Here is a 25,678-nt window from a genome sequence, read left to right as displayed (position 1 = left end):
GCGCGCCGCCTTCCGGGTGTCAGGCCGACGGTCTGGCCATGGCCTTGACGAAGGCGCGCTCGACGTCGGCGGTGGAGAGTACGCCGTAGATCTCGCCGGTCTCCTCGACCACCAGGTACTCGGTGGCGGGGGTGGCCTTGAGCCGGTCCAGGAGGGCTTCGCCGGCCAGTTCCGCGGGGACCTTCATGCCGTCGGTGATGTCCTGGGAGAGACCGCTGACGGCCACCCAGGGCCGGCGGTGTTCGGGGACGCCGACGATGGCCGCCTCCCGGACGACGCCCTTGGGGCTGCCCTGTCCGTCGACGACGACCAGGGCGCGGGCACCGGCCTCGTTGGCGCGGCGCAGTGCCTCGGAGAGCGGGGTGGCGGACTCGACGGGCACGGCCCGCCGGGTGAGGGTGCGGGCCCGGAGGTCGGGGAGGTGCTCCCGCAGGCGGGCCATGCGCAGGCTGTTGCCCGCGCCGGTCCAGATGATGCCGGCGAGGATCGCGGCGAGCAGCGCGTCGGTGACGGTCTCCATGCCGCTGATGTCGCTGGTGGAGTTGCCGAGGGCGCCGGTGTGGGTGAGCAGGGGCAGTCCGACGAGGACGGTGACGGCGAGGCCCCGGCCGACCCACGCGGCGGCGACGGTGCCGCTCATCGGCTTGCCCGTGATCTTCCATACGACGGCGCGGAGCATGCGGCCGCCGTCCAAGGGCAGCCCTGGCAGCAGGTTGAAGGCGGCGACGATGAGGTTGGAGATCATCAGGCCGGCGAGGAGCACGCCGGGGACGGTGCCCGCCTCGACGAACTGGAGCGGGATGTAGAAGACACCGCCGAGCACGAGGGAGAGCAGGGGTCCCACGAAGGCGAGGACGAACTCGCGCCCGGGGGTCTCGGACTCCTTCTCGATCTCGGAGACTCCGCCGAAGAACTGGAGCTGGATGCGGCGCACCGGCAGTTTGTAGCGCAGTGCGGCGACGGTGTGGGCGAGCTCGTGGACGAGTACGGACGCGTAGAAGGCGATCGCGAAGAAGAGCGCGACCAGATAGCGGAGGCCGCCGAGCTCGGGCAGCACCCGGTCGAGCTGTCCGCCGAACACCCAGGTGATCAGGGCGGCGACGACGAACCAGCTGGGAGCCACGTACACGGGCACGCCGAAGGGGCGGCCCATGAGCAGGCCGCCGCCGGGCTCCGCGGGTCGCCGCTGCTTGCCCTTGTCGGGGCCGGTGCCGGGGTCCTTGCCCCCTGTGCCGGGCCGCGGGCGCCCGCTGTCGCCGCTCTCGTCCACGGGGTCCCTCCGGTCGGTGGCTCTTCTGCCACGATCATGCTGTGTGCGGGCTCTGCCGTCGATGGTATGCCGACGGGTGTCGGTGGCGGGCCGTAGGGTCTGCGACATGACGTCCGTACCGCGCCCGCCTCAGCCACCCTCGTCCCTGTCGCCGTCGCGCGCGAACGATTTCATGCAGTGCCCCCTGCTGTACCGCTTCCGCGTCATCGACAAGCTCCCCGAGAAGCCCAGTGAGGCTGCTACCCGGGGCACGCTGGTGCATGCGGTGCTCGAGCGGCTCTTCGACGCCCCGGCGACGGACCGTACGGCGCCGCGGGCCAAGGCGCTGATCCCCGGGCAGTGGGACCGGCTGCTGGAGTCGAAGCCCGAGCTGACGGAGCTCTTCGAGGGGGATCCGGGGGGCGAGCGGCTCGCGGGGTGGCTGGGCGAGGCGGAGCGGCTCGTGGAGCGGTGGTTCTCGCTGGAGGACCCGACCCGCCTGGAGCCGGCGGAGCGGGAGCTGTTCGTCGAGACGGAGCTGGATTCGGGTCTGCGGCTGCGTGGGGTGATCGACCGGGTCGATGTGGCCCCGACGGGTGATGTGCGCATCGTGGACTACAAGACGGGCAAGGCGCCGCGCCCGGAGTACGCGGAGAGTGCGCTGTTCCAGATGAAGTTCTACGCCCTGGTGGTGTGGCGTCTGAAGAACGTGGTGCCGCGCCGGCTCCAGCTGGTCTATCTCGGCAGTGGTGACGTCCTGACGTACGACCCGGTCCCGGCCGATCTGGAGCGGGTCGAGCGCAAGCTGCTGGCGCTGTGGGAGGCGATCCGGCTGGCCACCGAGACGGGCGACTGGCGGCCGAGGCCGACGAAGCTGTGCGGCTGGTGCGACCACCAGGCGGTCTGCCCCGAATTCGGCGGGACTCCCCCGGTCTATCCGCTGTCCGTGCGCCCGCCCGAATCGGTGGAGGCTGTGCAGGGCAGAATGGAGCCGGCCAGGGCCGAGGCCGGCCCGTCCGTGGCCCTCGAAGGCCCTTAAGGAGATTACGTGGCTATCCGCGTCCTGCTCGTCGATGACCAACCACTGCTGCGCACCGGTTTCCGGATGATCCTGGAGGCGGAGGGCGATCTGGCTGTGGTCGGTGAGGCCGGGGACGGCCTGCAGGCCATCGAGCAGGTGCGGGCCCTTCAGCCCGATGTCGTGCTCATGGACATCCGGATGCCGCGGATGGACGGGGTCGAGGCGACCCGCCAGATCACGGGCCCGGGGCGGGACGGCCCGGCGAAGGTTCTGGTGCTGACGACGTTCGATCTCGACGAGTACGTGGTGGAGGCGCTGCGCGCCGGCGCCAGCGGCTTCCTTCTGAAGGACGCCCCGGCCAACGAGCTGGTGCAGGCCATCCGGGTGGTGGCGGCGGGAGAGGCGATGCTGGCGCCGAGCATCACGCGCCGGCTGCTCGACAAGTACGCCGACCATCTGCCCTCGGGCGAGGACCCCGTCCCCGACGCCCTGCACACCCTCACCGAGCGCGAGGTGGAGGTGCTGAAGCTGGTGGCGCGCGGCCTGTCCAACGCGGAGATCGCCGCCGACCTGTTCGTCAGCGAGACGACGGTCAAGACACACGTGGGTCATGTGCTGACGAAGCTGAGCCTGCGCGACCGTGTGCAGGCCGCCGTCTACGCGTACGAGAGCGGACTGGTGCGTCCCGGCGCCCAGTGAGACGGGGCGGAGACGCAGAACCGGCGCGGTCCGGGGCCGATGGGGCCCGGACCGCGCCGGTTCGTACGCGAAGCGGCGTCAGGACCCGCTCTGTTCGAGCTCCCAGAGCTGGAGGTCGGCCGACGAGGTGACGGCGTACTCCACACCGGCCAGCTCGTCGAGCGAGGCGACGTACTGCTTGCCCTGCCAGACGGGGAGCACGGGGACGTCGTCGGCGACGATGTTCTGGAGCTTCTCGAAGGTGGGCGCCGCGGCGCTGCGGTCGGCCTCGCGGCGGGACTGCGGGATGAGCGTGTCCGCCTGGGCCGAACGGTAGGGCGCGTTGAGGAAGTTGCCCTTGTCGATGAACGGCGCGATGTAGGTGTCCGGGTCCGGGAAGTCGGGGAACCAGCCCATGCCGTAGACGGCGTAGTCACCCTTCCTCTGGTGGCGCCGGAACTCGTCCCAGGGCGTGCCCTGCACGTCGACGTCGAACAGCTTCGTTTCGTTGAGCTGCTTCGCCAGTGTCTCGTACTCCGCCTTGGTGGCGGGGCCGTAGTGGTCGGTCGTGTAGTGCAGCGTGAACTTCACCGGTGTGCTGATACCGGCCTTGTCCAGGGTCTCGGCGGCCGCGTTCGCGTCGGGCTCACCGTACTTGTTGTAGAAGGAGTTGGTGTGGTTGGTGATGCCGGACGGGATCAGCGAGTAGAGCGGCTCGGCGGTGCTGCCGTACACCTTGCTGGCGACGGCCCCGCGGTCGATGATCTGGGCCACGGCCTGACGGACGGCCTTGTCCTTCACCGTGGGGTCCTCGGTGTTGAACGCGACGTAGCTGATGGCGAAGCCGGGCATCTCGGTGAGCTTCACGCCCTCCTTCGGCTCCGCCAGCATCTCCTGTGCCTGCTCGGGCGACATGGTGCGCGTCATCATGTCGATCTTCTTGTCGTCGAGAGCCTTGCCCATCGCCTTCGCGTCGGGGAAGAGATCCATCTCGACCTTCTCGTTCCTGACCTTCAGATCGCCCTTGTACTTCGGGTTCTTGGTGAAGACCACCTTGACGACCTTGTCGCCCTTGACCTCGGGCTCCATCATGTACGGGCCTGATCCGTCGATCTGGAAGCCCTCACGGGCCTCCTTCGCCGGGTACTTGTCCTTCTGGACGATCCCGGCGGGCGGCGTGGCGAGCTTGTAGGGGAAGGTCGCGTCCGAGCTCTTCAGATGGAAGACGATCTCGTTCTCGCCCTTGGTCTCCATCGTGTCGATGTTGGTGAGCAGGCCGACGGGACCACTGCCGTAGTTGATGTCGATGACCCGCTGGAAGGAGTACTTGACGTCCTCCGGGGTGACGGGGGTGCCGTCGGCGAAGGTGAGCCCGTCGCGCAGCGTGCAGCGGTAGCTCTCGTTCTCCGTGTCGGTGAAAGCGCAGCTCTTGGCCGCCTCGGGCACGGGCTCGCCGCCACCGCGCGGGATGTGCGTCAGGGTCTGCACCGTCTGGCGCAGCAGGTTCCATATGCCGGCGTCGTAGCCGATGGCGGGGTCGAGGGGGGCCGGGTTGTCCTTCGAGGCGATGAACTGGTCCGTGGTCCCGACAACGATGGCATCGCCCCCGTCGTCCGACCCGCCGCAGGCGGCGAGCACGGGTACGAGCAGGCCCACTACGGCCGGCAGCACCAGCGTCTTGCGGTTCATCTGGACGTTCTCCCTCATTCCGGCATGTGAGAAAACCGAGATTAGTAGGCGCCGCAGGGGGACTTGACCGGTGCGGATCGGGCCCGTATTCGCTCGGTGATCACCGATGACGGGTTGTCCATGTCACGCTCGGGAATGTTTCGTACACGCCTTCATGAATACGGACGTAAAGGGGTCTCGAATCAGCCGACCTGGCTGAATTCAAGACCCCTGGAACGTTACATCGAGTGACGAACGTCACCCCGTCGACCGACGGGATGCATTGACATGGACCTGATTTAAACGGCGCGCGAAAGCGGGGAACGAACAGAATTCGGGCGCGAATTGTTGTCGGTCTTCGACGAAATACGCTCGGTATGACGGCTGTCACTCACCGGCGACAAAGCCCCGGAGAAATGCGAGATCGACCTGCTCCAGAGAGGTGACGACCGTCCTGCCCGGCGCGGCGGCGATCGGCGCCACGGAGGGTACGGCGACGACCTTGCAGCCCGCGGCCTCGGCAGCGGCGACTCCCGTGGCGGTGTCCTCGATGACCGCGCAGCGCCCGGGATCCGCGCCGAAGCCCGCCGCCGCCGTGAGATAGGGCTCGGGGTGGGGCTTCGTGCGGGTCACCTCGTCGCCCGCGACCGTGAGCGCGAAGTGGTGACGGCCCACGGAGTCCAGGACCCGGTCGATGATGCGCCGGTGCGATGCGGAGACCAGGGCGGTGGGCACCTCGTGCGCGGCGAGCTCGGCGAGCAGCCGGGCGGCGCCCGGCATCAGCGGGACGCCGCGTCCGATGCGCTTCTCGAAGCGGTCGTTGAGCAGCACCGTGAGCTCTTCCATGGCGATGTCGGCGCCGGTGACCTCGATGAGATAGCCGGCGCTACGGGTCATCGGCCCGCCGACCACCACCTCGCGCCAGGCCGTCTCCAGCCGGTGACCGAGGTCGGCGAAGACCTCGACCTCCACGTCCCACCAGAACCCCTCGGTGTCGACCAGTGTGCCGTCCATGTCGAGCAGGACGGCTTGCAGCGCCGACCCTTCGGTCGTACGGGTCAGGGACGCGGGGACCGTACTGGTCATCCGGCACACCTCCATGAGGGACGAGAAGGCCGGCCGCCTTCCCGGTGGGAACGGCGACCGGCCTGCACTGGACCGACAATTCTACGACTCGTGTCTCCACGGCGCGCGGAGCGGTGCCTTACCGCGCGTTGAACAGTGCCCTACCGTGCGTTGAAGTACTTCGCCTCCGGGTGGTGGATGACGATCGCGTCCGTGGACTGCTCGGGGTGCAGCTGGAACTCCTCGGAGAGCTTCACGCCGATCCGCTCGGGCTCCAGGAGCCCGGCGATCTTCGCCCGGTCCTCCAGGTCGGGGCAGGCACCGTAGCCGAGCGAGAAGCGCGCCCCGCGGTACTTCAGCGCGAACATGTCCTCGACCCCGGACGGGTCCTCGCCGGCGAAGCCGAGCTCGCTGCGGACCCGTGCGTGCCAGTACTCGGCGAGCGCCTCGGCCAGCTGCACGGACAGCCCGTGCAGCTCCAGGTAGTCGCGGTAGGCGTTCGCCTCGAACAGCTCGGCGGTGGCCCCGCCGATCTTCGAGCCGACCGTGACCACCTGGAGGCCGATCACGTCCGTCTCGCCCGACTCCTCGGGCCGGAAGAAGTCCGCGAGGCAGAGGCGGCGGCCGCGGCGCTGGCGCGGGAAGGTGAAGCGAGTGCGCTCCGAGCCGTCCTCGTGCAGCAGGATCAGGTCGTCGCCCTTGGAGACGCAGGGGAAGTAGCCGTAGACGACGGCGGCTTCCAGCAGGTTCTCGGTGTGCAGCTTGTCGAGCCAGCCGCGCAGGTGCGGCCTGCCCTCCCGCTCCACGAGCTCCTCGTACGTCGGACCGTCACCGGCGCGGGCCTGCTTGAGGCCCCACTGGCCCTTGAAGAGCGCGCCCTCGTCCAGCCAGGAGGCGTACTCCTTGAGCTGGATGCCCTTGACGACCCTGGTCCCCCAGAAGGGCGGCTCGGGCACCGGGTTGGTGACCGAGACGTCGGACCGCACGCCCTCCTCCGGCTCCTCCACCTCGACCACCGGGGTGTCCCGCTTGGGTACACGGCGCTGCTTCAGCTCGGGGAGGCCGGCGCCGGGGACACCGCGCTTGACGGCGATCAGGGCGTCCATCAGCCGCAGGCCCTCGAACGCGTCGCGGGCGTAGCGGACTTCGCCCTCGTAGATCTCGTGCAGGTCCTGTTCGACGTAGGCCCTGGTGAGGGCGGCCCCGCCCAGGATCACCGGGTAATCGGCCGCCAGCTTGCGCTGGTTCAGCTCCTCCAGGTTCTCCTTCATGATCACGGTGGACTTCACCAGGAGGCCCGACATGCCGATGACATCGGCGCGGTGTTCCTCGGCCGCCTCCAGGATCGCCGATACGGGCTGCTTGATGCCCAGGTTGACCACGTTGAAGCCGTTGTTGGACAGGATGATGTCGACGAGGTTCTTGCCGATGTCGTGGACGTCACCGCGGACCGTGGCGAGCACGATGGTGCCCTTGCCGTCGTCGTCGGTCTTCTCCATGTGCGGCTCCAGATGGGCCACCGCGCTCTTCATGACCTCGGCGGACTGGAGCACGAACGGCAGCTGCATCTGCCCTGAGCCGAAGAGCTCGCCGACGACCTTCATGCCGGCCAGCAGGGTGTCGTTGACGATCTCCAGCGCCGGCCTGGTCAGCAGCGCCTCGTCGAGGTCGGCCTCCAGACCGTTCTTCTCGCCGTCGATGATGCGGCGCTGGAGCCGCTCGTCCAGCGGCAGGGCGAGGAGCTCCTCGGCCTTGCCCTCCTTCATCGACTTCATGTTGACGCCCTCGAAGAGCTCCATGAGCCGCTGCAGCGGGTCGTAGCCCTCCTCCCGGCGGTCGTGGATGAGGTCGAGGGCGACCTTGACCTGCTCCTCCTCCAGCCGGGCGATCGGCAGGATCTTGGAGGCGTGCACGATCGCGGAGTCGAGACCGGCCTTGACGCACTCGTCCAGGAACACGGAGTTCAGGACGACGCGGGCGGCGGGGTTGAGGCCGAAGGAGATGTTGGAGAGGCCGAGGGTGGTCTGCACCTCGGGGTGGCGCCGCTTCAGCTCGCGGATGGCCCCGATCGTGGCGATCCCGTCCTTGCGGGACTCCTCCTGGCCCGTGCAGATGGTGAAGGTCAGGCAGTCGATGAGGATGTCGGACTCGTGGATGCCCCAGTTGGTGGTGAGGTCCTCGATGAGCCGTTCGGCGATGGCGACCTTGTGCTCGACGGTGCGGGCCTGGCCCTCCTCGTCGATGGTCAGCGCGATCAGCGCGGCGCCGTGCTCGGAGGCCAGGGCGCTGACCTTGGCGAAGCGGGACTCGGGGCCGTCCCCGTCCTCGTAGTTGACGGAGTTGAGTACGGCCCGGCCGCCCAGCTTCTCCAGGCCGGCGCGCAGGACGGGCACCTCGGTGGAGTCCAGGACGATCGGCAGGGTGGAGGCGGTGGCGAAGCGGCCGGCCAGCTCCTCCATGTCGGCGACGCCGTCGCGTCCCACGTAGTCGACGCAGAGGTCGAGCATGTGGGCGCCCTCGCGGATCTGGTCGCGGGCCATCTCCACGCAGTCGTCCCAGCGGGCGTCGAGCATGGCCTCGCGGAACTTCTTGGATCCGTTGGCGTTCGTACGCTCGCCGATCGCCAGGTACGAGGTGTCCTGGCGGAAGGGGACGGTCTGGTAGAGCGAGGCGGCGCCGGGCTCGGGGTGCGGGGCCCTGGCGGTGATGTCGGAGCCGCGGACGCGGTCGACGAGCTGGCGCAGGTGCTCGGGTGTGGTGCCGCAGCAGCCGCCGACGAGCGAGAGGCCGTACTCCTGGACGAAGGTCTCCTGGGCGTCGGCCAGGCCCTCCGCGTCGAGCGGGAAGTGCGCGCCGTCCTTGGTGAGCACAGGCAGCCCGGCGTTCGGCATGCAGAGCAGCGGGATACGGGAGTGGCGCGTGAGGTAGCGCAGGTGCTCGCTCATCTCGGCGGGGCCGGTCGAGCAGTTGAGGCCGATCATGTCGACGCCGAGCGGTTCGAGCGCGGTCAGCGCGGCCCCGATCTCGGACCCGAGCAGCATGGTGCCGGTGGTCTCGAAGGCCAGGGAACACAGCACCAGCAGGTCGCTGCCCAGCGCCTCCAGGGCGCGTCGCGCACCCAGCACGGCGGCCTTGGTCTGCAGGAGGTCCTGGGTGGTCTCGATGATGAGGGCGTCCGCGCCGCCGGCGATCAGCCCCTCGGCGTTCTGCTGGAAGCCGTCGCGCAGCACCGTGTAGGGGGCGTGGCCCAGCGTCGGCAGCTTGGTGCCGGGGCCGATGGAGCCGAGCACCCAGCGCTGCTGTCCGGTGGATTCGGTGAACCGGTCGGCGACCTCGCGCGCGATGGCGGCGCCGGACTCGGACAGCTCGTGGATCCTGCCGGGGATGTCGTACTCGCCCAGGGCGGAGGCGTTGGCTCCGAAGGTGTTCGTCTCGACGCAGTCCACACCGACCGCGAAGTACTCCTCGTGCACCGAGCGGACGATGTCGGGCCGGGTGACGTTCAGGATCTCGTTGCAGCCTTCGAGGTTCTCGAAGTCGTCGAGCGTGGGCTCCTGGGCCTGAAGCATGGTGCCCATGGCACCGTCGGCCACCACCACCCGGGTGGCGAGCGCCTCACGGAGCGCTGCGGCTCGGTTGCGGCTGTCAGCGGAGGGGGTCGGCGACGAGGCCATGGATGTTCTCCCTGGGATGCGACGGCTGTCGGCTTTGAGCCCTTCATGGGAAGGGGCACGCGGCCAGCCTAGCGGGGAGGCGGCCGGGCCGGTCGTCGTGTCCCACGGGGCGGACTGCATGCTGTGCGGGTGACGGGCCCTCCCCGCGGGATGACGGATAATCGTCGCGCCACCGGACAGAGGTCGGCATGGACCGATAGTGTTCAGCATTGTCGAACCGAGGTGGAGGAGTACGGCGCGATGGCGAAGAACATCCAGTCGCTCGAGCGGGCAGCCGCGATGCTGCGTCTGCTGGCCGGTGGCGAGCGCCGCCTCGGCCTGTCCGACATCTCGTCCTCGCTGGGCCTGGCCAAGGGTACTGCGCACGGCATCCTGCGCACCCTCCAGCACGAGGGCTTCGTCGAACAGGACCCCGCGTCCGGCCGCTACCAGCTGGGCGCCGAGCTGCTGCGCCTGGGCAACAGCTATCTCGACGTGCACGAACTGCGGGCCCGCGCGCTGGTGTGGACCGACGACCTGGCCCGCTCCAGCGGCGAGAGCGTCCACCTGGGCGTGCTGCACCAGCACGGGGTGCTGATCGTCCACCATGTCTTCCGGCCCGACGACAGCCGCCAGGTGCTGGAGGTCGGAGCCATGCAGCCGCTGCACTCCACGGCCCTGGGCAAGGTACTCGCCGCCTACGACCCGGTCGCGCACAGCGAGGCCACCGAGGTGGAGCGCCGGTCGTTCACCCCGCGGACCGTCACCGGCGACGAGGAGTTCGAGTCGCTGCTCGCCCTGACCCGCGCACAGGGCTGGGCGGCCGATGTCGAGGAGACCTGGGAGGGCGTGGCGGCGGCCGCTGCCCCCATCCACGACCGACGCAGGATGCCGGTCGGCGCCGTCGCCGTGACGGGCGCCGTGGAGCGCGTCTGCTCCGGCGGCGAGCTGCGGCCCGAACTCGTCGCGGCCGTACGCGACTGCGCCCGCGCCGTCTCCCGGGACCTGGGCGCCGGGCGCTTCTGAGCCGTCCGCTCCACCGGTAACGATCGAGTCGCTCATCACAGAGCTCTTGACGCACCCACCCTCGGGGAGAAACATTGCCGTTCACCGGTCGGCATTGCCGAACACTTAACGGCAATAAGCGTTAGAGTGTGACAGTGCCGAGGGCCGGTCAAGCCCTACAGGTGAGGTGGCCGCACTCAGCGGGTACCCCCTGGGGGCGCGATCACCGGAGGGACCCGGTGTTTCGCCTTCCCCTGGACGAAGGACAAAGGAGTCGCGGTGTCCAGCTCCGACATCTTCATCGGCGAGACCATCGGTACCGCCGTTCTCGTACTGCTCGGCGGCGGTGTCTGTGCCGCCGTCACACTCAAGCGCTCCAAGGCGCACAACGCGGGCTGGCTCGCCATCACCTTCGGGTGGGGCTTCGCCGTGCTCACCGGTGCCTACATAGCCTCGGGCGTGTCCGGCGCCCACCTCAATCCGGCCGTCACGATCGGTCTCGCGATCGAGGGGGGCACCGCGTGGAGCGACGTGCCCCTGTACCTCGCCTCCGAGCTGCTCGGCGCGATCATCGGTGCCGTGCTCGTCTGGGCCGTGTACTACGGCCAGTTCCACGCGCACCTCACCGATCCCGAGATCGTGAAGGACCAGCCGTCCGAGGACGGCATGGTCGACCAGGCGGCGGCACCCAAGGCCGGCCCCGTGCTCGGCATCTTCACCACGGGCCCGGAGATCCGGCACGCGGTGCAGAACGTCGTCACGGAGATCATCGCCACCTTCGTGCTGATCCTGGCGATCCTGACCCAGGGCCTGAACGACGAGGGCAACGGCCTCGGCGCGCTCGGTGCCCTGATCACCGCCCTGGTCGTCGTCGGTATCGGTCTGTCGCTCGGCGGCCCGACCGGCTATGCGATCAACCCGGTGCGCGACCTCGGTCCGCGGATCGTGCACGCGCTGCTGCCCCTGCCGAACAAGGGCGGATCCGACTGGGGCTACGCCTGGGTACCTGTTGTAGGACCGCTCGTCGGGGGCGCGCTGGCCGGCGGGCTCTACAACGTCGCCTTCGCCTGAGACCCCACCTCACCACCACACAGACTTCCGGGAGCCAACCGTGACCGACGCACACACCACCGGGCCGTTCATCGCGGCCATCGACCAGGGCACCACATCGAGCCGCTGCATCGTCTTCGACAAGGACGGCCGGATCGTCTCGGTCGACCAGAAGGAACACGAGCAGATCTTCCCCAAGCCGGGCTGGGTCGAGCACGACGCGAAAGAGATCTGGGAGAACGTCCAGGAGGTCGTCGCCGGGGCCGTCGTCAAGGCGGGCATCACCTCCGCCGACGTCAAGGCCATCGGCATCACCAACCAGCGCGAGACCACCCTGCTCTGGGACAGGCACACCGGTGAGCCGGTGTACAACGCCCTCGTCTGGCAGGACACCCGCACGGACGCGCTCTGCAAGGAGCTCGGCCGCAACGTGGGCCAGGACCGCTTCCGCCGCGAGACGGGCCTGCCCCTCGCGTCGTACTTCGCGGGACCGAAGGTCCGCTGGCTGCTCGACAACGTCGAGGGGCTGCGCGAGCGGGCCGAGCGGGGCGACATCCTCTTCGGCACCATGGACTCCTGGGTCATCTGGAACCTGACCGGCGGCACCGACGGCGGCGTCCATGTCACCGACGTCACCAACGCCTCCCGCACCCTCCTGATGAACCTGCACAGGATGGAGTGGGACGACAAGATCGTCCAGTCGATGGAGATCCCGGCGGCCGTCCTGCCGGAGATCCGGTCCTCCGCCGAGGTGTACGGCACCGCCAAGGGCGGCGTACTCGACGGCGTGCCGGTGGCCTCCGCGCTCGGCGACCAGCAGGCCGCGCTGTTCGGGCAGACCTGTTTCGCCGAGGGCGAGGCCAAGTCCACCTACGGCACGGGCACGTTCATGCTCATGAACACCGGCGACAACCCGGTCAACTCGTACAACGGACTGCTGACGACCGTCGGTTACCGGATCGGTGACCAGAAGCCGGTCTACGCCCTCGAAGGCTCCATCGCCGTCACCGGTTCGCTGGTGCAGTGGATGCGCGACCAGATGGGCCTGATCAAGTCCGCGGCCGAGATCGAGACGCTCGCCCTCTCCGTCGAGGACAACGGCGGCGCCTACTTCGTGCCCGCGTTCTCCGGCCTGTTCGCCCCGTACTGGCGCCCCGACGCCCGCGGTGTCATCGCGGGTCTCACCCGCTACGTCACCAAGGCGCACATCGCCCGTGCCGTGCTCGAGGCCACCGCCTGGCAGACCCGCGAGATCAGCGACGCCATGACCAAGGACTCCGGCGTCGAGCTGACCGCGCTCAAGGTCGACGGCGGCATGACCTCCAACAACCTGCTGATGCAGACGCTCTCGGACTTCCTGGACGCACCCGTGGTGCGCCCCATGGTCGCCGAGACCACCTGCCTCGGCGCCGCCTACGCCGCCGGTCTCGCCGTCGGCTTCTGGCCGGACACCGACGCGCTGCGCGCCAACTGGCGCCGCGCCGCCGAGTGGACACCCCGCATGGACGCGGCCACCCGTGACCGCGAGTACAAGAGCTGGCTCAAGGCCGTCGAACGGACCATGAGCTGGATCGACGACGAAGAGAGCTGAGGAGCACACGACATGACCACCCTGCAGAGCGTCCCCGCCCTCGGGACGCATCCGGCCTCCGGCTCCCTCCCGAGCCGCGCCGAGACCCGGGAGCAGCTGTCCAAGGCGACGTACGACCTCCTGGTGATCGGCGGCGGCATCCTGGGCATCTCCACCGCCTGGCACGCCGCGCAGTCCGGACTGCGGGTGGCCCTGGTGGACGCCGGCGACTTCGCCGGCGCCACCTCCTCGGCCTCCTCCAAACTGCTCCACGGCGGTCTGCGCTACCTCCAGACCGGCGCGGTGAAGCTGGTCGCCGAGAACCACTTCGAGCGGCGCGCGGTCTCCCGCCAGGTCGCCCCGCACCTGGCCAACCCGCTCACCTTCTACCTGCCCGTCTACAAGGGCGGGCCGCACGGTGCCGCCAAGCTCGGCGCGGGTGTCTTCGCCTACTCGGCGCTGTCCGCGTTCGGTGACGGCGTCGGCCATGTGATCAGCCCGGCCCGCGCCCAGCGCGACGTGCCCGAGCTGCGTACGGACAGCCTCAAGGCCGTGGCGGTCTACGGCGACGACCAGATGAACGACGCCCGGATGGCGCTGATGACGGTCCGCGCGGCCGTCGACGCGGGCGCGGTCGTCCTCAACCACGCCGCGGTGACCGGGCTGCGGTTCACCAAGGGCCGGGTCACCGGGGCCGAGCTGGAGGACCGCCAGGACGGTACGGAGTTCGGTGTGAACGCCCGCCTCGTACTGAACGCCACCGGCCCGTGGGTCGACCACCTGCGGAAGCTGGAGGACCCGGACTCGGCCCCCTCCATCCGTCTGTCCAAGGGCGCCCACCTCGTCCTCAAGCGCACCCGCCCGTGGAAGGCGGCGCTGGCGACGCCGATCGACAAGTACCGGATCACGTTCGCCCTGCCGTGGGAGGACATGCTGCTGCTCGGTACGACCGACGAGGAGTACGAGGGTGACCCGGCCGATGTCGCGGTCACCGAGAAGGACACGGCGCAGATCCTCGACGAGGCGGCGTTCTCCGTCCGGGACCAGCAGCTGTCCCGCGATCTGATCACCTACTCCTTCGCGGGGCTGCGGGTGCTCCCCGGCGGACCGGGCGACACCTCCAAGGCCAAGCGCGAGACGGTCGTGACCGAGGGCCGCGGCGGGATGCTGTCGGTCGCGGGCGGCAAGTGGACGACGTTCCGCCACATCGGCCGTACGGTCATGAACAAGCTGGCCGAACTTCCCGGGCACCCGCTCGCCGAGGACATGGAGCCGATGGCACGGCTGCCGAAGAAGGTGCCGCTGCCCGGTATCGCCAACCCGAACGCGGTCGCGCACCGGCTGCTGGTCGACGGCGGTACGCCGGGGCCGCGGATGTCCGCCGACACGGCACGGCACCTCGCGACCCACTACGGCTCGCTCTCCTTCGACGTCGTACGGATGGCGAACGAGAACCCGGCACTGGCCGAGCGCATCCACCCCGACGCCCCGGAGATCTGGGCGCAGGTGGCGTACGCGCGCGACCGCGAGTGGGCCGAGACGGCGGACGACGTGCTGCGCCGCCGGACGACGCTGACGATCAGGGGCCTGGCGACGGACGGCATCAGGTCCGCGGTCGATGACATGCTGGCCGAGGGGCGCTGACGGCGCCGGCACACGGAAGCAGGGGCGGTCTCCCGGTCGGGAGGCCGCCCCTGCGGCGTTCCCGGCGGAGGGGCGCTCCCACGGGACGTGCCATGCCGCCGCCATACGGGTGCAATGTGACACGGGGACAGTGGAGGGACCATCCGCACACCGGCGGCCTCGCCACGCGCCGCACCCGGCCCGCCGAAGCCGCACGGCATCGAAGGAAGGCCCCCCTTGAAGTTCTCCGTACTCTCCCTCGTCGGCCGTGCCCCGCATCCGCTGACGGGCGAACTCCCCTCGGCCGCCGAGCGGTTCCACGAGGTGATCGAGACCGGTGTGGCCGCTGAGCGGCTCGGCTTCGACGCGTACGCGATCGGGGAGCGGCACGCCGGGCCGTTCCTCTCGTCGAGCCCCGGTGTGGTCCTGGGCGCGCTGGCCGCCAGGACCTCCACCATCCGGCTGCTCACCGGGGTCACGGTCGTCGCGATCCTCGACCCCGTGCGCGTGGCGGAGGAGTTCGCGACGGTCGGCCAGATCGCGCGCGGCAGGCTCGAACTCGTCGTGGGCAAGGGCGCGGAGGCCGGTCACTTCAGCCTGTTCGGGCTCGACGAGGAGCGGCAGTGGGATCTGCAGAAGGAGAAGTACGAGCTGCTGCGGCGGCTGTGGACCGAGGAGGGGGTCGACTGGGAGGGCGAGTTCCGTCCGCCGCTGAAGAACGTGACGACCGTGCCGCGTCCGTACGCCGGTCCCCCGCGCGTCTGGCACGGCTCCGCGACGAGCCTCAACTCCCCCGAGCTGGCGGCGAAGCACGGTGATCCGCTCTTCACGGCCAACGCGATCCAGCCCAGGGAGGCGTACGCCCGGCTGATCGCCCACTACCGCGAGCGGTTCGAGGCGTACGGACACGACCCGGCCGGCGCACGGGTGGCCGCGGGGTCGGGCGGCCTGCTGATCGCGGACACCGCACAGCAGGCCGTCGCGCGCTACAAGGACCTGTACGAGGCCAGGGTCGCCCAGTCCTTCAAGCCGCATCTGGAGGGCAGGGCCGGCTACAACACGCCGTTCCGCACGATCGAGGACGCGATGGCCGACGGGCCCCAGCTCATCGGGTCCCCGCAGCAGATCATCGACAAGATCCTCGGCTACCACGCGGTGTACCGCCACGACCTGCAGTCGGTCACCGTGGACGGTTACGGCCTGCCCCTCGGCGAACAGCTGGAGACCTTGCAGCGGTTCGCCGAGGAGATCGCCCCGGTCATCCGGCGTGAGGCACCCTCCACGCTCTGGGAGTGACCGGGGCAGGGGCCGGGCTGCTCGGGCGCGGGGCTCAGGCCTCGGCCCGGGGCGCGCCGAAGGGCACCTGGGCGGGGCCGGGGTCGGCCGGCCCGTCGGGGTGCGCCCAGAGACCGCGGGCGGTGAGCCGGGGCAGGACGCCCTCGCCGAACCAGTACGCCTCCTCCAGGTGCGGATAGCCGGACAGGACGAACTCGTCGATGCCAAGACGGTGGTACTCCTCGATGCGCTCGGCGACCTCCTCGTGGCTGCCGACGAGCGCGGTGCCCGCGCCGCCGCGGACCAGACCGATGCCGGCCCACAGGTTGGGGTGGATCTCCAGGCCGTCGCGGCCGCCGCCGTGCAGCGCGAGCATCCGCTTCTGCCCGTCGGACTCACTGCGGGCCAGGCCCTCCTGCACCGAGCGGACAGTGGCGGGGTCGAAGCCCGCCAGGAGGCGGTCCGCCTCGGCCCAGGCCTGCTCGGAGGTGTCCCGGGCGATGACATGGAGACGGATGCCGAAGCGCACGGTCCGGCCCTCGCGCGCGGCCAGCCCCCGTACCCAGGCGATCTTCTCCGCGACCTGGGCGGGCGGTTCGCCCCAGGTGAGGTAGACATCGGCGTGCCGGGCCGCGACCTCCCCCGCGGCGGGCGACGAGCCGCCGAAGTACACCTCGGGCACCGGGTCGGGAACCCGGGCGAGCCTGGCGTCCTCGACGGTGAGGTGCTCCCCCTTCAGATTCACCGTCCCGCCGTCCCACAGCTCCCGGACGATCTCCAGGAACTCTCCGGTGCGGGCGTAGCGCGCGTCCTTGTCGAGGAAGTCCCCGTAGGCGCGCTGCTCGTGGCTCTCCCCACCGGTCACGACGTTCAGGAGGAGCCGTCCCCCGGTCTGGCGCTGATAGGTGGCGGCCATCTGCGCGGCGAGCGTGGGCGAGACGAAGCCGGGGCGGAAGGCGACCAGGAACTTCAGCCGTTCGGTGTGCTGGCTGACCATGGCCGTGGTCAGCCAGGCGTCCTCGCACCAGGCGCCGGTCGGGGTCAGGACCCCTTCGAAGCCGAGGTCCTCGGCGGCGCGGGCGATCTGGGCGAGGTAGCGGACGGTGGGCGGACGGTCTCCGCCGGCCGCGGTGACGGGGGTGCCGTGGCCGCCTCCGACGACATGGCGGCTGTCGCCGTTGGTGGGCAGGAACCAGTGGAAGGTGAGGGTCACCTGTGGTCTCCGATCTGGGGCGTCACAGCAGGCCGTGGCGGGGCGGGCGGGTGCCGTTGAGTGCGTGGCGACCGAGGTGCTGGATCTTCCAGCGGGCCGGATCGTGCAGGGTGTGGGTGCGGGCGTCCCGCCAGTGCCGGTGCAGATTGAGCGAGTCGAGCGCGGAACGGGTGCCCGCCACATCGAAGAGGGCCCCGGCGACCTCGACGGCGGCGTCCGCCGCGTACGCCTTGGCCGCCGCGACCGCGAGGGACGCCTCGGCCGCGGTCTCCTCCGTCAGGGTGGCCCCTGCGGTGTCGACGGCGCGGGCCGCGGTGTCCAGGAGCGCGTCGGCTGCCCGTACCCGCAGGTCGAGTTCGCCGAACCGCTGGATGAGCAGCGGGTCATCGGACGCGGTGGCGTGACCGCTCTCGAACCAGGGGCGGCTCTTCGTCCGGACGAACTCCGCCGCTTCGGCCAGGGCCCCGGCCGCGATCCCGGCGTCGATCGCGGCGTGCAGCAGCTGCGCCACAGCGCCGTGCAGCTGCGGCCCTTCGAAGGTCAGATGGTGGGCGAACACCCGGTCGGCGGGCACCCGCACCCCTTCCAGGCGCACCGTGCCGCTGGCGGTGGTGCGCTGGCCCATGCCGTCCCAGTCGTCGACGACGGTGACGCCGGGTGCACCGGCCGGGACGTAGGCGGCGTACAGCTTCTCGTCCGCGCCGACGGCGAGCACCGGGATCCAGTCGGCGAAGAGGGCGCCGGTCGCGTAGTTCTTGACGCCGGTCAGCAGGTACGAGCCGTCGGCGGCGGGCTCGAGACGGGTGCGGATGTCCTGGATGTGCTTGGTCCCGGCCTCCGACTGGGCGTTGCCGAGCCGCTTGCCGGCCAGCAGCTCGCCGTAGAAGAACGCCTGTTGCTCCGGTGTGCCCTGTCGGCGGATCACGTTGACGTAGGCGAAGTGGCTCTGCGGGATCTGCGCGAGGCTGGCGTCGGCCGAGGCCAGCAGCCGGAAGATCCGGGCGAGGGTGACGGCGCCGATGTCGGCGCCGCCGTGGTCAGCGGGGACGGTCACGGCCAGCAGGCCCGATGAGGAGAGCCTGTCGAGTTCGGCGCGGGGCAGCAGGCGCTCCGCGTCGCGCCGCGGGGCTCCCGTGCGGAACTCCGCGGCCAGTTCGGCGGCCTTCTTCAGCGCCTGGGCATCGTCCCGGATGATCTCAGCCATGGAGGGCCACCGGTGCGCGGTTCTCCAGTGCGGTCGCGAAGCTGTCGACGACCGTGCCGAGCGCCTCGGCCGCGGCCGCGTCGACGGTGAGCGTCCCGTCGGCCGACACCGTGAGGTGCCGGTCCAGGACGAACCAGCCCTGGGTGATGTGGGCGGCGCCCATCGAGCTGAGCACGGGGCGCAGCGCGTAGTCGATGGCCAGGACGTGCGCGGTGCTGCCGCCGGTGGCCAGGGGCAGGACGGTCTTCCCGGTGAGGGCGTACTGCGGCAGCAGGTCGAGGAGGGACTTCAGCAGTCCCGAGTAGGCGGCCTTGTAGACGGGTGTGCCGATGACGACGCCGTCGGCTGCGGCGAACAGGTCCAGGGCCCCGGCCAGGGCCTGATGGCCGAAGTCGGCGCGCAGCAGGGCGTCCGCGGGGAGTGTGCGGACGTCGAGCGGTACGACGGTGTGGCCCCGGTCGGCGAGCTGTGTGTCGAGGTGGCGCAGCAACCGGGCGGTGCGGGAGGTGGCGGAGGGACTTCCCGAGACGGACAGGACGGTGGCCATGGGCTCTCCTTTCGTGGTGGCGGTCGAAAAGACCCCGGGGCCCGGCGTGCCCGTGCGGTACGGGCACGCCGGGCGGGCGGTCAGGAGTACCAGGTGGGCTGGGGCAGTTCTCCGGTGAGGACGTGCCGGCCGACCTCGCGCCGCTTGTAGGCGACCGGGTCGTGCAGGGTGTGGGTGCGGACATTGCGCCAGAACCGGTCGAAGCCCTCGGCGGACGCGGTGGCCCGAGCGCCGGTTGCCTCGAAGATCTTGCTGGTGACCTCCAGCGCGACATCGGTGGCACGGGCCTTGACGGCGGCGACGCGGACCTCGAAAGCGGCGCGGGTCCGCTCGGTGACGGCGTCGGGGTCCTCGTGCAGCGCCTGCCCTTCGAGTGCGACGGCGTCGGCCAGGGCCTCGACGGCCCAGAGCTTCGCGGTGAGGTCGCCGTAGATGTCGATGACGTACGGCTCGTCGACGGCCCTGTCGTACCCGCCGTGCAGCCAGGAGCGGGACTTGGTGCGGGTGTAGGTGGCGGCCGTCTCCAGGGCCCCGGCGGCGATGCCGAGGTAGAAGCTGACGAAGACCAGCTGGATGACGGGGACGTTGAGGGTGTTGTACGTCCGGGGCCTGAACTCCTTGTCGACGAACCCGGCGGCCGACGCCCAGGGGGTGCGTACGTGGTCGAGGGTGACGCCGCCGCTCTCCGTGAGCCGCTGGCCGATGTTGTCCCAGTCGTCGTGGAAGGTGAGTCCCTCGCTGTCGGAGGGGACGATGGCGAAGACGTGCTTGTCGGTGCCCTCCAGGACTCCTTCCAGCACGGTGACGTCGGAGACCCGGCTGCCGGTGGAGAAGGTCTTCCGGCCGGTGAAGAGGAGGTCGTCGCCGTCCTCGGTGACGGTCACGTCGTTGTCGCGTGGGTTGACCGCGCCGCCGAAGAACCACCGGTTGCGGGCGGCTTCGGCCTCGACGTGCTCCCACTGTTCCCTGGTGCCGACGAGACGGGCGGCCCAGTTCCAGAGGTAGTGGTAGCCCAGGAGCTGGCCGATGGAGCCGTCGGCCTTGGAGACCTCGCGCACGACGCGGTAGGCGGTCGTCCAGTCCTGGCCGGCGCCGCCGTGCCCGGTGGGACCGAGGAGGGTGACGAGGCCGGAGTCCTTCAGGAGCCGTACCTCGGCGTGGGGTGTGGCGCCGGCCTTGTCACGGGCCGCGGCGTCGGTGGCGAGGACGGCGGCGACCTCGGTGGCGCGGGCGATCCAGCCCTCGGCGTCCTGGGGGGTGGGGAGGGTCTGCCAGTCGGTGGGTGCGACGGTGCTCATCGTGGACCTCTTCTCTTCCGTGCGGGGGGGTCAGGAGCGGGCGGGTTCGGGAACGGGCTGCTGCGCCTCCAGCTCGCGGACGAGGGGCAGCACCTTCTTGCCGAAGTACTCGACCTCTTCCAGGTAGTGCAGGAAGCCCAGGAGGAGGAGGTCGACGCCGAGCCGCTTGTAGGCGACGATCCGCTCGGCGATCTGTTCCGGGGTGCCGATCAGGCCCGTACGGAAGCCGTCGTTGTACTGGATCAGGTCCTCGAAGGAGGAGTCCTGCCACATGCCCTTGCCGTCGGCCGCGGACCGCCCGGCCTGCTTGACGGCGGAGCCGAAGCCCTCGACCGCCTCGGAGTCGGCCTCGGCGACGATCTCCCGGAGGGTCTCCCTCGCCTCGGCCTCGGTGTCACGGGCGATGAGGAAGCCGTTGAGCCCGAATTTCGGCGCGGTGCGGCCCGCGGCGGCCGCGGACCGGGCCACGTCCTGGATCTGGTCGGTGACGCCGTCGAAGTCCTTGCCGTTGCTGAAGTACCAGTCGGAGACCCGGCCCGCCATGGCGCGGGCGGCCGTGGAGTTGCCGCCCTGGAAGATCTCCGGGTGGGGGCGCTCGGCGGTGTTGAGCGGCTTGGGCTTGAGGGAGAAGTCCCGGATCCGGTAGAAGTCCCCGGCCAGCTCGGCGTGGTCCTCGGTCCAGACGGAGCGCAGGGCCCGGATGAACTCCTCGGAGCGGCGGTAGCGTTCGTCGTGCTCCAGCCACGGTTCGCCGAGCGCGGTGAACTCGTCCTTGAACCAGCCGCTGACGACGTTGACCGCGAACCGCCCCTGGGACAGCTGGTCGGCGGTCGCGCCGAGCTTGGCCAGCACTCCCGGATGCCACAGCCCGGGATGGACGGCGGCGATGACCTTGAGCCGCTCGGTGGCCAGCAGCAGGGCGAGGCTGAAGGACGTCGACTCGTGCTGGTACTCGGCGCCGTAACTCGCCATGTAGCGGACCTGGCTGAGCGCGTAGTCGAAGCCGTTGTTCTCGGCGAGCACAGCGAGCTCGCGGTTGTAGTCGTAACCCCAGTCGGTGCGTTGTTCGATCCGGCTGGTGACCAGACCACCGCTGACGTTGGGCACCCAGTACGCGAAGCGCACGGGGTCGGCGGACGGGGGAAGGGACATGAGGACTCCCGGAGACGGGGAAGCGGGCATGGGCGGGGAGCGCCCGGCGGCCCTGGGCACAGGACGGCACGGCGCGGCGCACGGCGGTGCGACGGCGGCCCCGGAGCGGCACGGAGCCGCACAGCGCGCCGGGGCGGCACGTGGCGCTACGGGCGTCGGTGGGGAACGCCGGGGCACCGGCGGGGAGGGGTCCCGGAATCGGGCAGGCCCGTCCTGGTCAGGACGGCGTGGGACAGCGCGCGAAGGAGGGGTCCCTCAGACTTCGCGGCAACAGAACGCGCTGGCGACACGTGCGAGGTCGATATGACGTCGCTGCGTGAGATTCCGTCGGTCCTTCATGCACGTCACAGTAGCCATTCCCGAGGCGGGCAGTCGAGTAGGCAATCGCGAGGCATTGATAGGGTTTCCCTTCAACGCGGCTCTGCCGGTGGATCCGTCCCGCTCCCGGGGGTGTGTGCCCATGCGCGTGGAACAGCTCGAATACATCGAGGCGGTGACACGGCTGGGCTCGCTGCGGCGGGCCGCCGAGGAGCTCCATCTCTCCCAGCCGGCGCTGAGCGAGACCGTGCGCAACCTCGAACGCGAGCTCGGGGTGGACCTGCTGGACCGCAGACGCTCCGGGGCGAAGATCAGCGACGAGGGCCGGGAGCTGCTGCCGCACATCGTCGGCGTGATCGACGCGGTCGACCGGCTGCGGCAGGCCGCCGACCATCAGCACCGGACCAGCCGGATGATCCGGCTCGGGACGGTCAACGCGGCGACGGTCCCCCTGCTGGTGCCTGCCGTACGCGAGTTCCGTGCGAGCCATCCCATGACCCAGGTGGAGGTCGTCGGGGCTCAGCAGGCCGAGATCCACCGCTCGCTCCTCGAAGGCAGCTTCGACCTCGGGCTCGTCAACTACCTCCAGGGCGACGACCTGCCACCCGACTTCCAGACGACGGAGCTGCTGCGCGGACGGGCCGTGGTCTGCATGCGCCCCGACAGCCCCCTGGCGGCCAGGGAGACCGTCCGGGTGAGCGATCTGCTCGCGCAGCCGCTGATCGTGATGCGCTCCGGATATGTCATGCACCGCTTCATGCACCGGCTCCTCGCGGGCCGCGCCCCGGCCTTCTCGTACTCGACGGACGGCGCGGAGATGGGCAAGCTGATGGTGGCCGAGGGGCTCGGCGCGACCGTGCTGCCCGACTTCAGCGTCGTCGGCGACCCACTGGAGCGCAGCGGCACGCTGGTGTGGCGGCCGCTCGACGACGACGGCGCCGCCGTTCTCCTGGTGTTGCAACGCCGCAGGTCGGGCTCCGTCCCGCGCGCGGCACACGACCTCCACCGCCTCCTGGTGGAGCGGGCGCGGGACCTGTGACCCTCGGGGGCACGGCGTCACGCGAGGGCGCGCATAATGAGGTCCATACATCGGATGTATTGCGCGCGAGGAGGCCCGTATGGCCGTCACCGACGAAGCGATCGAGAAGATCAAGGGAATGATCGTCTCGGGTGCGCTGGCGCCCGGGGACCGGCTCCCCAAGGAGAGTGAACTCGCGGCCGAACTGGGCCTTTCGCGCAACTCGCTGCGCGAGGCGGTGCGCGCGCTGTCACTGATCCGGATCCTCGACGTCCGTCAGGGCGACGGCACCTATGTCACCAGCCTGGACCCGCAGCTGCTCCTGGAGGCACTCAGCTTCGTGGTGGACTTCCACCGCGACGACACGGTGCTCGAGTTCCTCGCGGTGCGCCGGATCCTGGAGCCGGCGGCCACGGCGATGGCGGCGCTGCGGATCGGGGAGGAGCAACTGGACACGCTGGAAGCCCAGTTGGACGCGCTGGGCCCCGACCCGTCGGTGGAGACGCTGGTCGCGGGCGATCTGGAGTTCCACCGCGGCATCGTCCAGCACTCCGGCAACTCGGTGCTGTGCTCCCTGCTGGACGGCCTGTCGGGTCCGACCACCCGGGCCAGGGTGTGGCGCGGGCTGACCCAACAGGACGCGGTCAGCCGCACCCTGCACGAGCACCGGGCGATCCTGGCGGCGCTGCGGGACCGGGACCCGGAGGCGGCCAGGTCCTGGGCGACGGTGCACGTGGCGAGCGTGGAGCAGTGGCTGCGTTCAACCCTGTGAGGAGGCGGCGGGGCGCAGGCGCAGACCCTGCATCCCACCGTCGACGGCCAGTGCGGTGCCGGTGACGGACGCGGCCGCCGGGCTCGCCAGATAGACCACGGCCGCGGCCACCTCGTCGGCGGAGACCAGCCTGCCCAGCGGCTGGCGGGCGTCGAGGGCGGCGCGTTCGGCGACCGGGTCGTCGGCCCGGTCGAGCAGCCGGCCGATCCACGGGGTGTCCGCGGTCCCCGGGTTGACGCAGTTGACCCTGATCCCCTCGCGGACGTGGTCGGCGGCCATCGCGAGGGTGAGGGAGAGCACAGCACCCTTGCTGGCGCTGTAGAGCGCGCGCTGCGGCAGACCGGCGGTCGCCGCGATCGAACAGGTCTGGGTGATCGAGACGGCGCCGGGCCGCTCGGCCGCGGACCGCCGCAGATGGGGCAGCGCGTGGCGGGCGGTGCGGACCATGCCGAGCACATTGATGTCCAGTACGCGCGTCCACTCCGCGTCGGGGTTGTCCTCGACGGTGCCGATCGAGCCGATGCCCGCGTTGGACACCAGGGTGTGCAGGCCGCCCAGTTCGGCGGCGGCCCGGCCGACGGCCTCGCGTACGGCGTCGTCGTCCGTGACGTCGGCCTCCAGGGCGAGTGCGCCGTCGGGGGCTCCCTGGGGCTCGCGGTCGAGTACCGCGACGCGTGCGCCCCTGGCGAGCAGCAGGGCCGTCACCGCGGCCCCGATGCCGGACGCACCGCCCGTCACCAGGGCGGACAGCCCGTCGAAATCCTGTGCAGAGCTCATCGGTCGGTCTCCTCCGGTGTGTGGCGGGCCTGCCGGACGCGGCCCTGCGGGTAGCGGTGTCCTGCGATCGATTCGGGGAGCATCCGGGCCGAGAAGCCCGGCCGGCGTGGGGTGACGTAACGGCCGTTCTCGACGACGGCCGGGTCGGCGAAGTGTTCGTGGAGGTGGTCGACGTACTCGACGACCCGGTCCTCCCAGCTGCCCGAGACCGCGATGTAGTCGAACATCGCGAGGTGCTGGACCAGTTCGCACAGTCCGACGCCGCCGGCGTGGGGGCACACCGGGACGCCGTACCTGGCGGCGAGCAGCAGGACCGCGAGGTTCTCGTTGACCCCGGCGACGCGTGCGGCGTCGATCTGGACGAAGTCGACCGCGTCTGCCTGGAGCAGCTGCTTGAACACCACCCGGTTGGCGATGTGTTCGCCGGTGGCGACCTTGACGGGCTGGCCCGCGCGCACGGCGGCGTGTCCAAGGATGTCGTCGGGGCTGGTGGGTTCCTCGATCCAGTACGGGTCGTACGGGGCGAGCGCCGTCATCCACTCCACCGCCCCGGCCACGTCCCAGCGCTGGTTGGCGTCGACGGCGATCCTGATGCCGGGGCCGACGGCCCGGCGGGCGAGCGCGAGTCTGCGGATGTCGTCGTCCAGATCGGCGCCGACCTTCAGCTTGATCTGGGTGAAACCGTCCGCGACGGCCTCCTCGGCCAGCCGTACGAGCTTGTCGTCGTCGTACCCGAGCCAGCCGGGCGACGTCGTGTACGCCGGGTAGCCCTCGGCCAGCAGCCGCTCGGTGCGCTCCGCGCGTCCGGGCTCGGCGGCCCGCAGGATGCCGAGCGCCTCCTGCGGGGTGAGGGCGTCCGTGAGGTAGCGGAAGTCGACGAGGGAGACGAGTTCTTCGGGCGTCATCTCGGCGAGGAAGCGCCACACGGGCTTCCCCGCCAGCCGCGCCGCGAGGTCCCAGGCCGCGTTGACGACCGCTCCGGCCGCCATGTGCATCACGCCCTTCTCGGGGCCGAGCCAGCGCAGCTGGGAGTCGTGCGTGAGCGTCCGGTACAGGGCGGCCAGGTCCGCGGCGGTGCGTGGGGCGGGGCGCCCCACCACATGGGACCTGAGCGCCTCGATGGCCGCGGCCATGACGTCGTTGCCGCGGCCGATGGTGAAGCAGAAGCCGTACCCCTGCGCACCCGCGCCGTCCGTACGCAGGACGACATAGGCGGCGGAGTAGTCGGGGTCGGGGTTCATGGCGTCCGAGCCGTCCAGCTGTTCCGAGGTGGAGAACCGGATGTCGTCGACCTCGACATCCACGACGGTCAGACTCATGTGCGCCCCCAGGGAAATAACATCGGATCTCTGCATGGTCATCCGATGTATAGCCTCCCGGCGGCCTCGGAGTCCAGGGGTCCGGACGATCAGAGACGGTTTCGCTCGATACAGCTCGGATGAATCATGAGGTGGCACGCTTCATCTCCGCATGCAAACGGCTGGGGTCGGACCGGACGGAAGCCGTAAGGTTGGTCCGTACA

At 70.5% G+C, this 25,678-nt stretch carries 21 protein-coding genes; 9 read left to right on the top strand and 12 right to left on the bottom strand.

The window, feature by feature from the left end:
• Positions 1–19 precede the first annotated feature (19 nt).
• The gene (locus OG623_RS28975) at positions 20–1,270 is read right to left on the bottom strand and encodes a site-2 protease family protein (RefSeq protein ID WP_406150477.1); all 1,251 of its coding nucleotides are present in this window, start codon (positions 1,268–1,270) and stop codon (positions 20–22) included.
• A 172-nt stretch (positions 1,271–1,442) separates the two neighbouring features.
• Here OG623_RS28975 and OG623_RS28970 point away from each other — a divergent pair, with 172 nt between their 5' ends.
• A complete protein-coding gene (locus OG623_RS28970; RefSeq protein WP_406152043.1) occupies positions 1,443–2,288 on the top strand; it encodes a RecB family exonuclease in 846 nt (281 codons plus the stop codon).
• Between the two features lie 9 nt (positions 2,289–2,297).
• Positions 2,298–2,969 carry a response regulator transcription factor gene (locus OG623_RS28965; protein WP_329421941.1) on the top strand — a complete coding sequence of 224 codons (672 nt, stop codon included), beginning with the start codon at positions 2,298–2,300 and terminating at the stop codon, positions 2,967–2,969.
• A 78-nt stretch (positions 2,970–3,047) separates the two neighbouring features.
• On the opposite strand, the gene OG623_RS28960 is transcribed toward OG623_RS28965, so the two are convergent.
• The 3 genes from OG623_RS28960 to metH all read right to left on the bottom strand — a co-directional run bounded on the left by OG623_RS28960 (position 3,048) and on the right by metH (position 9,355).
• On the bottom strand, positions 3,048–4,637 hold the full coding sequence (locus OG623_RS28960) for an ABC transporter substrate-binding protein (protein ID WP_406150476.1): 1,590 nt from the start codon (positions 4,635–4,637) through the stop codon (positions 3,048–3,050).
• A 366-nt stretch (positions 4,638–5,003) separates the two neighbouring features.
• On the bottom strand, positions 5,004–5,702 hold the full coding sequence (locus OG623_RS28955) for an HAD-IA family hydrolase (protein WP_406150475.1): 699 nt from the start codon (positions 5,700–5,702) through the stop codon (positions 5,004–5,006).
• Positions 5,703–5,842: 140 nt separating this feature from the next.
• Positions 5,843–9,355 (bottom strand): methionine synthase, encoded by a 3,513-nt coding sequence (metH, locus tag OG623_RS28950; RefSeq protein ID WP_406150473.1) that lies wholly within the window; start codon positions 9,353–9,355, stop codon positions 5,843–5,845.
• 240 nt (positions 9,356–9,595) lie between these two features.
• Here metH and OG623_RS28945 point away from each other — a divergent pair, with 240 nt between their 5' ends.
• The 5 genes from OG623_RS28945 to OG623_RS28925 all read left to right on the top strand — a co-directional run bounded on the left by OG623_RS28945 (position 9,596) and on the right by OG623_RS28925 (position 15,878).
• Positions 9,596–10,360, top strand: coding sequence for an IclR family transcriptional regulator (locus tag OG623_RS28945; protein ID WP_406150471.1), 765 nt, complete (start codon positions 9,596–9,598; stop codon positions 10,358–10,360).
• Between the two features lie 258 nt (positions 10,361–10,618).
• Positions 10,619–11,410 carry an MIP/aquaporin family protein gene (locus OG623_RS28940; RefSeq protein WP_406150469.1) on the top strand — a complete coding sequence of 264 codons (792 nt, stop codon included), beginning with the start codon at positions 10,619–10,621 and terminating at the stop codon, positions 11,408–11,410.
• 40 nt (positions 11,411–11,450) lie between these two features.
• A complete protein-coding gene (gene glpK / locus OG623_RS28935) occupies positions 11,451–12,980 on the top strand; it encodes a glycerol kinase GlpK (protein ID WP_406150468.1) in 1,530 nt (509 codons plus the stop codon).
• Positions 12,981–12,992: 12 nt separating this feature from the next.
• Positions 12,993–14,603: an FAD-dependent oxidoreductase gene (locus tag OG623_RS28930; protein ID WP_406150467.1), complete on the top strand. Its 1,611-nt coding sequence runs from the start codon at positions 12,993–12,995 to the stop codon at positions 14,601–14,603.
• A 216-nt stretch (positions 14,604–14,819) separates the two neighbouring features.
• Positions 14,820–15,878 (top strand): LLM class flavin-dependent oxidoreductase, encoded by a 1,059-nt coding sequence (locus OG623_RS28925; protein WP_406150466.1) that lies wholly within the window; start codon positions 14,820–14,822, stop codon positions 15,876–15,878.
• A gap of 34 nt (positions 15,879–15,912) precedes the next feature.
• On the opposite strand, the gene OG623_RS28920 is transcribed toward OG623_RS28925, so the two are convergent.
• From OG623_RS28920 to OG623_RS28895, 6 genes are all read right to left on the bottom strand, one after another.
• Positions 15,913–17,070 (bottom strand): LLM class flavin-dependent oxidoreductase, encoded by a 1,158-nt coding sequence (locus tag OG623_RS28920; RefSeq protein ID WP_406150465.1) that lies wholly within the window; start codon positions 17,068–17,070, stop codon positions 15,913–15,915.
• A 22-nt stretch (positions 17,071–17,092) separates the two neighbouring features.
• Complete coding sequence (locus OG623_RS28915) at positions 17,093–18,274, bottom strand: SfnB family sulfur acquisition oxidoreductase (RefSeq protein WP_406150463.1); 1,182 nt, start codon at positions 18,272–18,274, stop codon at positions 17,093–17,095.
• The gene (gene ssuE / locus OG623_RS28910; protein WP_406150461.1) at positions 18,267–18,821 is read right to left on the bottom strand and encodes an NADPH-dependent FMN reductase; all 555 of its coding nucleotides are present in this window, start codon (positions 18,819–18,821) and stop codon (positions 18,267–18,269) included. Before ssuE ends, OG623_RS28915 begins: the two co-directional genes overlap by 8 nt.
• Before the next feature lie 80 nt (positions 18,822–18,901).
• Positions 18,902–20,119, bottom strand: a complete 1,218-nt coding sequence (locus OG623_RS28905; protein WP_406150460.1) for an acyl-CoA dehydrogenase family protein — start codon at positions 20,117–20,119, stop codon at positions 18,902–18,904.
• Positions 20,120–20,149: 30 nt separating this feature from the next.
• Positions 20,150–21,271 carry a dimethylsulfone monooxygenase SfnG gene (sfnG, locus tag OG623_RS28900; protein WP_406150458.1) on the bottom strand — a complete coding sequence of 374 codons (1,122 nt, stop codon included), beginning with the start codon at positions 21,269–21,271 and terminating at the stop codon, positions 20,150–20,152.
• 255 nt (positions 21,272–21,526) lie between these two features.
• Positions 21,527–21,610 carry a putative leader peptide gene (locus tag OG623_RS28895; RefSeq protein ID WP_352265432.1) on the bottom strand — a complete coding sequence of 28 codons (84 nt, stop codon included), beginning with the start codon at positions 21,608–21,610 and terminating at the stop codon, positions 21,527–21,529.
• Between the two features lie 121 nt (positions 21,611–21,731).
• Between OG623_RS28895 and OG623_RS28890 the strand changes: the two genes are divergently transcribed.
• Both OG623_RS28890 and OG623_RS28885 read left to right on the top strand, forming a co-directional pair.
• Entirely contained in the window at positions 21,732–22,628 is an 897-nt protein-coding gene (locus OG623_RS28890) for a LysR family transcriptional regulator (RefSeq protein ID WP_406150457.1), read from the top strand.
• Positions 22,629–22,707: 79 nt separating this feature from the next.
• Entirely contained in the window at positions 22,708–23,379 is a 672-nt protein-coding gene (locus OG623_RS28885; RefSeq protein WP_406150455.1) for a FadR/GntR family transcriptional regulator, read from the top strand.
• Here OG623_RS28885 and OG623_RS28880 read toward each other — a convergent pair.
• Complete coding sequence (locus tag OG623_RS28880; protein WP_406150454.1) at positions 23,368–24,156, bottom strand: SDR family NAD(P)-dependent oxidoreductase; 789 nt, start codon at positions 24,154–24,156, stop codon at positions 23,368–23,370. The genes OG623_RS28885 and OG623_RS28880 overlap by 12 nt on opposite strands.
• A complete protein-coding gene (locus tag OG623_RS28875) occupies positions 24,153–25,475 on the bottom strand; it encodes an L-fuconate dehydratase (RefSeq protein ID WP_406150453.1) in 1,323 nt (440 codons plus the stop codon). The genes OG623_RS28880 and OG623_RS28875 overlap by 4 nt, the downstream gene beginning before the upstream one ends.
• Positions 25,476–25,678 lie beyond the last annotated feature (203 nt).

The organism is Streptomyces sp. NBC_01012 (assembly GCF_045162755.1).
GTDB lineage: Bacteria > Actinomycetota > Actinomycetes > Streptomycetales > Streptomycetaceae > Streptomyces.
This window is presented reverse-complemented; position numbering and strand designations above follow the sequence as displayed.

Bases quoted from the DNA above. Each gene is read 5' to 3' on its own strand.
- OG623_RS28930 (WP_406150467.1), top strand. From the start codon at position 12,993: ATGACCACCCTGCAGAGCGTCCCCGCCCTCGGGACGCATCCGGCCTCC.
- ssuE (WP_406150461.1), bottom strand. From the start codon at position 18,821: ATGGCCACCGTCCTGTCCGTCTCGGGAAGTCCCTCCGCCACCTCCCGC.
- OG623_RS28875 (WP_406150453.1), bottom strand. From the start codon at position 25,475: ATGAGTCTGACCGTCGTGGATGTCGAGGTCGACGACATCCGGTTCTCC.
- OG623_RS28945 (WP_406150471.1), top strand. From the start codon at position 9,596: ATGGCGAAGAACATCCAGTCGCTCGAGCGGGCAGCCGCGATGCTGCGT.
- OG623_RS28885 (WP_406150455.1), top strand. From the start codon at position 22,708: ATGGCCGTCACCGACGAAGCGATCGAGAAGATCAAGGGAATGATCGTC.
- OG623_RS28970 (WP_406152043.1), top strand. From the start codon at position 1,443: ATGCAGTGCCCCCTGCTGTACCGCTTCCGCGTCATCGACAAGCTCCCC.
- OG623_RS28880 (WP_406150454.1), bottom strand. From the start codon at position 24,156: ATGAGCTCTGCACAGGATTTCGACGGGCTGTCCGCCCTGGTGACGGGC.
- sfnG (WP_406150458.1), bottom strand. From the start codon at position 21,271: ATGTCCCTTCCCCCGTCCGCCGACCCCGTGCGCTTCGCGTACTGGGTG.
- OG623_RS28905 (WP_406150460.1), bottom strand. From the start codon at position 20,119: ATGAGCACCGTCGCACCCACCGACTGGCAGACCCTCCCCACCCCCCAG.
- OG623_RS28960 (WP_406150476.1), bottom strand. From the start codon at position 4,637: ATGAACCGCAAGACGCTGGTGCTGCCGGCCGTAGTGGGCCTGCTCGTA.
- OG623_RS28955 (WP_406150475.1), bottom strand. From the start codon at position 5,702: ATGACCAGTACGGTCCCCGCGTCCCTGACCCGTACGACCGAAGGGTCG.
- OG623_RS28895 (WP_352265432.1), bottom strand. From the start codon at position 21,610: ATGAAGGACCGACGGAATCTCACGCAGCGACGTCATATCGACCTCGCA.
- metH (WP_406150473.1), bottom strand. From the start codon at position 9,355: ATGGCCTCGTCGCCGACCCCCTCCGCTGACAGCCGCAACCGAGCCGCA.
- OG623_RS28890 (WP_406150457.1), top strand. From the start codon at position 21,732: ATGCGCGTGGAACAGCTCGAATACATCGAGGCGGTGACACGGCTGGGC.
- OG623_RS28915 (WP_406150463.1), bottom strand. From the start codon at position 18,274: ATGGCTGAGATCATCCGGGACGATGCCCAGGCGCTGAAGAAGGCCGCC.